Here is a 6335-nt window from a genome sequence, read left to right as displayed (position 1 = left end):
CACGGCTTTACCTTCTTAGACCCACCGTCTCGCCCTAGAGGGTATGTTAGGCATTAGCGGTTTTCCTTCTTTGCTAACTACCGGAACACGATTCATAGATATAAACCACTCGTGTAATGTTTACTTCTCTTCAGGCATTGATAGGGGTGTGTCCTGGATTTACCCAGTTCCTAAACCTACATTTAAGCTGAACTAGAGAAACGTTCAGCAGTGGTTATCCCCTACCAACTCATGCCCTATTCAAGACTTCCTGACAGGTTATCTCTGACAATCCCCGACTTCACGAAGTAAGGCGGGGTTCATGAAATCGCCCACGGCGTTTAGTTTAGGGTAATCTATATCCGGCTGAGTGTCCAAGACGCGATCGCTCCTTTTTTCTATCCCAGACTCCGCACTTCATAATGTAATACGTGACGATTACATCTTTTGGGTAGCTTGGCGAACATAAAAACTGAAAAATCTAAGTATTTATACGTAAAAAGTTCGCCAAGCTACCCAGTTTTTCCGTACTACTTGGCATACTACAAGTTGACGTGCGGAATGTGGGTTCTATTGCTTATGATTCGAGCAATGTCACCTAGAGGGGTGGAATGGGTTGTAGGTTGGGTTTCGACTTCGCTCAACCCAACGAAATCTAGGGCTGAAGTCCTTACTACGAACCCTACCTAATTTATCAATTTTAAAATAGTCAGTAAATCATCAAAGCTGAAGGGGTGACAAGCCGTCTAAAACCTTTTCAAATCGGGCTTTGAACAGACAATTAGTATCTCCAAAGATGAAGCCTTATTGACAGATGAAGACCACAGCCATGAGATATATTCAAGCGAAGCGTTGCGCAGGGGGTATGGGGGAGGCGCTCGTCCCCCATCGGGGGGTCTGGGGGGCTGGTCCCCCAGAAAAACTGCTATCTTTGACCCTATCTGTGACAAGAAGAAATGGGCTAAAAGCAGGATGGCTCAACACTTCCGCTAGCTTGTCACCCCCTGAGTCATCAAAGGCTCCCTAGAAATAGAGAGCCTTTCTGATTGTAGTGGCACGGCAGTGCCGTACCCCTACGAAATTACTATCCCTAAAGCGCCTTAGCCTTAGCCACGATATTATCCACCGTGTAACCAAACTTTTCTAAAGCAACGCCACCGGGAGCCGATGCGCCAAAGCGATCAATACTAATCGTGTCACCTTCAGCGCCAACATAGCGACACCAGCCAAAGCTAGACCCCGCTTCTACCGCTAACCGCTTGGTTACCGCTTTCGGTAATACGGATTCGCGATAGCTTTCATCCTGTTCCTCAAACAGTTCCCAGCTTGGCATAGAAACCACGCGGACTTTCTTACCTTCACCCCGGAGTTTTTCCGCTGCATCAACGCAGATGTGAACTTCCGAACCGGTGCCAATTAAGATGATGTCGGGTGTGCCATCGCTATCCGATAAGATGTAAGCCCCTTGAGCAACAGCATCAATCGAACTTCCCTCTAGGTTGGGTAGCCCTTGCCGAGACAGTGCTAACAGACTAGGTGTTGCTAAACCTTGGGCAGGTTTTGCCTTCTCAACCGCTACCTTATAGGCACCAGAGGTTTCATTTCCATCCGCAGGACGAATCACGATTAAGTCGGGAATCGCTCGCAGGGTAGGAATATGCTCAATTGGTTGGTGCGTCGGACCATCTTCTCCTAATGCCACGGAGTCATGGGTCATTACCCAGATTACCCCAGCGTGGGATAGGGCGGAGAGGCGAATCGATGCTCGCATGTAGTCGGTGAAGACTAAGAATGTGGCACCGTAAGGAATCAAGCCAGACTTATGTAGGGCAATCCCATTACAAATCGCTCCCATACCATGTTCGCGAACCCCAAAGCGGAGGTTGCGATTTTCATACGCACCTTTTTGGAAATCCTTGGAGGATTTGAGTAAGGTTTTGTTGGACGGGGCTAAGTCAGCAGAACCGCCAATGAGTTCTGGTAATACCCCAGCCATAGCGTTGAGGGTTGCACCCGATTGATTCCGAGTGGCATCTTTCTTATCCTGGGGGGTGTAGCTGGGTAGGGCTTTGTCCCAGTTCTCGGGCAACTTGCCGCTGATCATCCGTTCTAATACGGCAGCTTCTTCTGCGTATTCGGTTTTGTAACGGGTGAAGAGTTTATTCCACTCTTCTTCGTACTCAGCACCGCGATCAACTGCTTTGCGGAAATGCTTCAGGGCGTCTTCGGGTACCTCGAATTCTGGATAGTTCCAATCCAGATGTTCACGAGTGGCTTTCACTTCGTCTGCACCTAACGCCGCACCATGGACGCCGTGGGTATTGGCTTTATTGGGAGAACCGAAACCAATGGTGGTGGTGACTTTAATTAAGGAGGGCTTATCGGTAACCGCTTTAGCCGCTTCAATTGCTTTGTGAATCGCGTCCAAGTTGGTGTTACCATCGGGAACATGCTGGACATGCCACCCATAAGCCTCAAAGCGCTTGCCCACATCTTCGGTAAAGGCAAGGTCGGTGGAACCATCAATGGAGATATGGTTATCATCGTAGAGGGCAATCAGTTTACCCAATCCCAGATGTCCGGCGACAGAACAGGCTTCCCCAGATACGCCTTCCATATTGCAACCATCACCTAAAATGACATAGGTGTAGTGGTCGATAATTTGGCAATCGGGTTTATTGAATTGGGCAGCTAAATGTGCTTCTGCGATCGCTAACCCGACACCGTTGGCGATCCCTTGTCCTAACGGTCCGGTGGTGACTTCTACCCCTTGAGTCATGAAGTTTTCTGGGTGACCGGGAGTCTTGGATTCCCACTGACGGAACTGCTTGAGATCATCAAGGGTGATGTCATCATAGCCGGTCAGATAGAGCAAGCCGTACTGTAACATACAGCCATGACCCGCTGACAAAACAAAGCGATCGCGGTTGAACCAGTTAGGATTTTTCGGGTTGTACCGCATCAGGCGATCCCACAGCACAAACGCCATCGGTGCTGCGCCCATTGGCAATCCGGGATGACCGGAATTGGCTTTCTCTACGGCGTCTATCGCCAGAAAGCGGATGGAATTAATACAAAGTTCTTCGAGAGATTGGGTTGCAACGACCATAGGTGTTATCTAATGACTCCAGGAAACTAGGGTTTAACGCAAAATTATTTCCGTAAAGCAAGGGTTTCTCTTTCCCCAAGGATACACTCATCATCCCATTAGGGGGATCGATGATCAAGACTTCCTAGTATAAGCTGGGCTAAAATTTGGCGATTGGGGGTTCGTTTGGTAAATCGTGGGGAGTAGGGGGTTGCTCATCCCCGAATCACCACAATAGCGCGATCGCCTGGAGTGATTGCCGATGCTGTGGTGGTACGCTGGGCAATAGGCGGCAATCCCGGACGTTGATCGAAAATCACTAGCCATCCTGTATCAAGTTTTAACCCCGCCAAATCGCGATCAATTTGCTCCAATCCCGCTTTAATCGGATCGGGGCGTCCCTCGCGCCACACCTTCAACTCCATCGCCAACGTGACGTTCCCATAACGCAGACACAAATCCATCCGATCTGTACCAATCGCATACTCCCGCTCTAGGATACCACCCCCATTCACCACCCGATGCAAAAATGCCATCAATACCAAATGGGGCGCAATCTCATGATAGGGCGCACTTTTGAGTAAGGGTTCTCCATGCTGACGCCAAAACCTGAGAAACGCCTCCAGAAGTTGCTCCGAATCCAGTTTCCCCTCACGGGTTAGCCAACTGGGGTGAATCACGGGCAAACTATCCTGGGGTCCACTTGCTAATACCCTCGGTAAAACTTCCCGGTAAATCGGATTCGCTGGGGTTAATCCTCCAGCAGGATGGCGCACCACCAAGCCTAAATCCACCAAAAACTGTCGGTCATCATTCGGTATATCCCCCAATTCTTGTCCTGCTAAAATCGGCTCCAGAATGACCCGTACTCGGTCTTCCCGCAACAAGTGGGCTAAACTATCCAGATGGGTATCTTGCCGTTGAATCAAAATTTCCTTGGCTTGTTCCAAATGATCAATGGTGATCACCTGTTGCAGATCAGGCACTACAACTTCCACAAGTTGTCGGGCGAGGGCATTCACCAACCAAGGTTGTCCTTGAGTTAATTCAAAAGCCCGTTGTATCGCTTCGGGGGAAAAGACTTGACCCGTTTCAGCCGTGTGTTGTGCATATAGCTGGGCGACTTCTGGGGCGGTAAAATATCGGGGGGTAGCCAAAAGGTGGCATCCTCTTTCCAGGCATCCAGGATTGCCCGTTCTGCCATTCCCGGATCATGGGGAAAAGCCGCGCCCACTTCTGCGGATACCATGACAGCCGTATAGCGTCCACTGGCGGTAAGCTGCTGTGCCAGCGTTAGCATGGCGGTGGTTTTGCCTGTTTGCCGGGGCGCATGGATGACAAAGTAGCCCTGCTGCTCAATTAGTCGGTCTAGCTGGGGTAGCCGATCTAAGGGGGAGAGCATGTAGTGTATGTCCGCTTTGCACGGACCTGCCGTGTTAAACCATTTGGGCATGGGCGGACTTTGGGTAGAGAGTTTTGTTTATGTTAGCTTTCCGTTGACAGGTTCCCCATGCTGTGTATGGCGCTAAAGCGCAACTACGAGCGAATGTACGAACGAAGGTTATGCCCGGTATTTCTTGAAGACTAAGGTGACATTATGACCGCCAAAACCAAAGGAATTGGATAGGGCTACGTCTACGGTTTGCTGGCGGCTTTGATTGGGGACATAATCGAGATCACACTCTGGATCGGGATTTTCTAAATTAATCGTTGGTGGAATGTGGTCATGGGCGACGGCTAAGACAGAGGCGACGGATTCAATCCCCCCAGAACCGCCTAACAGATGACCCGTCATCGATTTGGTGGAACTGACGGCAATTTTGTAGGCATGATCGCCCAAAACCTTTTTAATCGCAGTGGTTTCTGTGGGATCATTAACAGGCGTACTCGTGCCGTGGGCATTAATATAGCTGACATCTTCAGGCTGCAATCCCCCATCCTTGAGTGCCAACTGCATTGCCCGGACTGCCCCTTCACCACCGGGTACGGGTGAGGTCATATGATAGGCATCACAGGTCATGCCATACCCGACCATTTCGGCATAAATCCGCGCCCCTCGACTCAAGGCGTGTTCTAGTTCTTCTAGGATTAAAATGCCTGCCCCTTCACCCATAACAAAGCCATCGCGATCGCGATCAAAGGGACGACAGGCATGTTCAGGGTCATCATTGCGGGTAGACAGGGCTTTTGCCGAAGCAAACCCTGCCACGGATAACGGAGTTACGGCGGCTTCCGTTCCCCCACAAATCATCGCCTGGGCATACCCCCGTTGAATCAAGCGAAAGGCATCTCCTACCCCATGGGCACCAGAGGCACAGGCGCTGACGGTACAGGTATTTGGTCCCTTTGCCCCGGTATGAATTGCCGTAAGTCCGGCTGCCATATTGGCAATCATCATCGGAATCATAAACGGACTACAGCGATCGGGACCGCGATTCAAGTAGACCTCTTGTTGGTCTTCCATGACTTTAATCCCGCCAACCCCGGTGCCAATAACGACACCCACCTGTTCTGCGTTCAGTTCATTAATGACAAACTTCGCATCCGCGATCGCTTGTTTACTCGCCGCGACGCCAAATTGGGCAAAGCGATCCATCCGTTTGGCTTCTTTGCGATCCATATAATCATGGGGATTAAACCCCGTGACTTCGCCCGCTATCCGACAAGCATGACGGGACGGGTCAAACCGGGTAATCGTACTAATCCCATTACGCCCACTTAAAAGTCCGTCCCAATACTCCGCCAAAGTATTGCCGATGGGAGTGATCGCGCCTAAACCTGTAATAACAACGCGCTTGAGTTCAATGTTTGTCATGATGCCAATAAAACAGGGAAACTGCCTGAGAACGCAGAACTTAGTCGAGAAGATAACCGCTAATTACGCCGCCGCTTCTGTTTTTGAGCTGATATAGTCCACAGCCGCTTGGACTGTGGCAATCTGTTCGGCGGCTTCGTCTGGAATCTCGATATCGAACTCTTCCTCTAAAGCCATGACCAATTCCACCACGTCCAGGGAGTCGGCATTGAGATCATTGGCAAAGTTAGCTTGAGGGGTTACGTCACCGGGTTCAACTTCCAGTTGTTCCGCCACGATTTTTTTGACTCTATCGAAAATTTCTTGGTTCATTTACTTGTATACCTCAACCGACTTGCTAGCTAGAACGTTATCAAGCTTATGTTACTTGGTTCCTTTGCATTTTCTCATCTTATCCGAAAGGGGAATCATCAAACCCATCGGTAGTCGCTTCACCAACTGGCATCCAGTTGG

3 protein-coding genes and 2 pseudogenes are annotated in these 6335 nt (G+C 50.0%); all 5 read right to left on the bottom strand.

Annotation, left to right across the window (positions count from 1 at the left end; all coding sequences use genetic code 11):
• Positions 1–18: 18 nt before the first annotated feature.
• Positions 19–96, bottom strand: a pseudogene (locus tag RID53_RS10435) (RRXRR domain-containing protein); the annotation flags it as partial.
• A gap of 973 nt (positions 97–1069) precedes the next feature.
• A complete protein-coding gene (gene tkt, locus RID53_RS10430; protein WP_446388032.1) occupies positions 1070–3088 on the bottom strand; it encodes a transketolase in 2019 nt (672 codons plus the stop codon).
• A gap of 194 nt (positions 3089–3282) precedes the next feature.
• Positions 3283–4520: pseudogene (locus RID53_RS10425) on the bottom strand (hypothetical protein).
• A 108-nt stretch (positions 4521–4628) separates the two neighbouring features.
• Complete coding sequence (gene fabF / locus RID53_RS10420; RefSeq protein ID WP_446388031.1) at positions 4629–5882, bottom strand: beta-ketoacyl-ACP synthase II; 1254 nt, start codon at positions 5880–5882, stop codon at positions 4629–4631.
• A gap of 63 nt (positions 5883–5945) precedes the next feature.
• Positions 5946–6194 carry an acyl carrier protein gene (acpP, locus tag RID53_RS10415; protein WP_006101784.1) on the bottom strand — a complete coding sequence of 83 codons (249 nt, stop codon included), beginning with the start codon at positions 6192–6194 and terminating at the stop codon, positions 5946–5948.
• Between the last annotated feature and the right edge of the window lie 141 nt (positions 6195–6335).

This window comes from Coleofasciculus sp. B1-GNL1-01 (assembly GCF_040220235.1).
GTDB lineage: Bacteria > Cyanobacteriota > Cyanobacteriia > Cyanobacteriales > Coleofasciculaceae > Coleofasciculus.
Note: the sequence above shows the minus strand (reverse complement) of the source record. Positions and strands in the feature narration are given on the sequence as shown.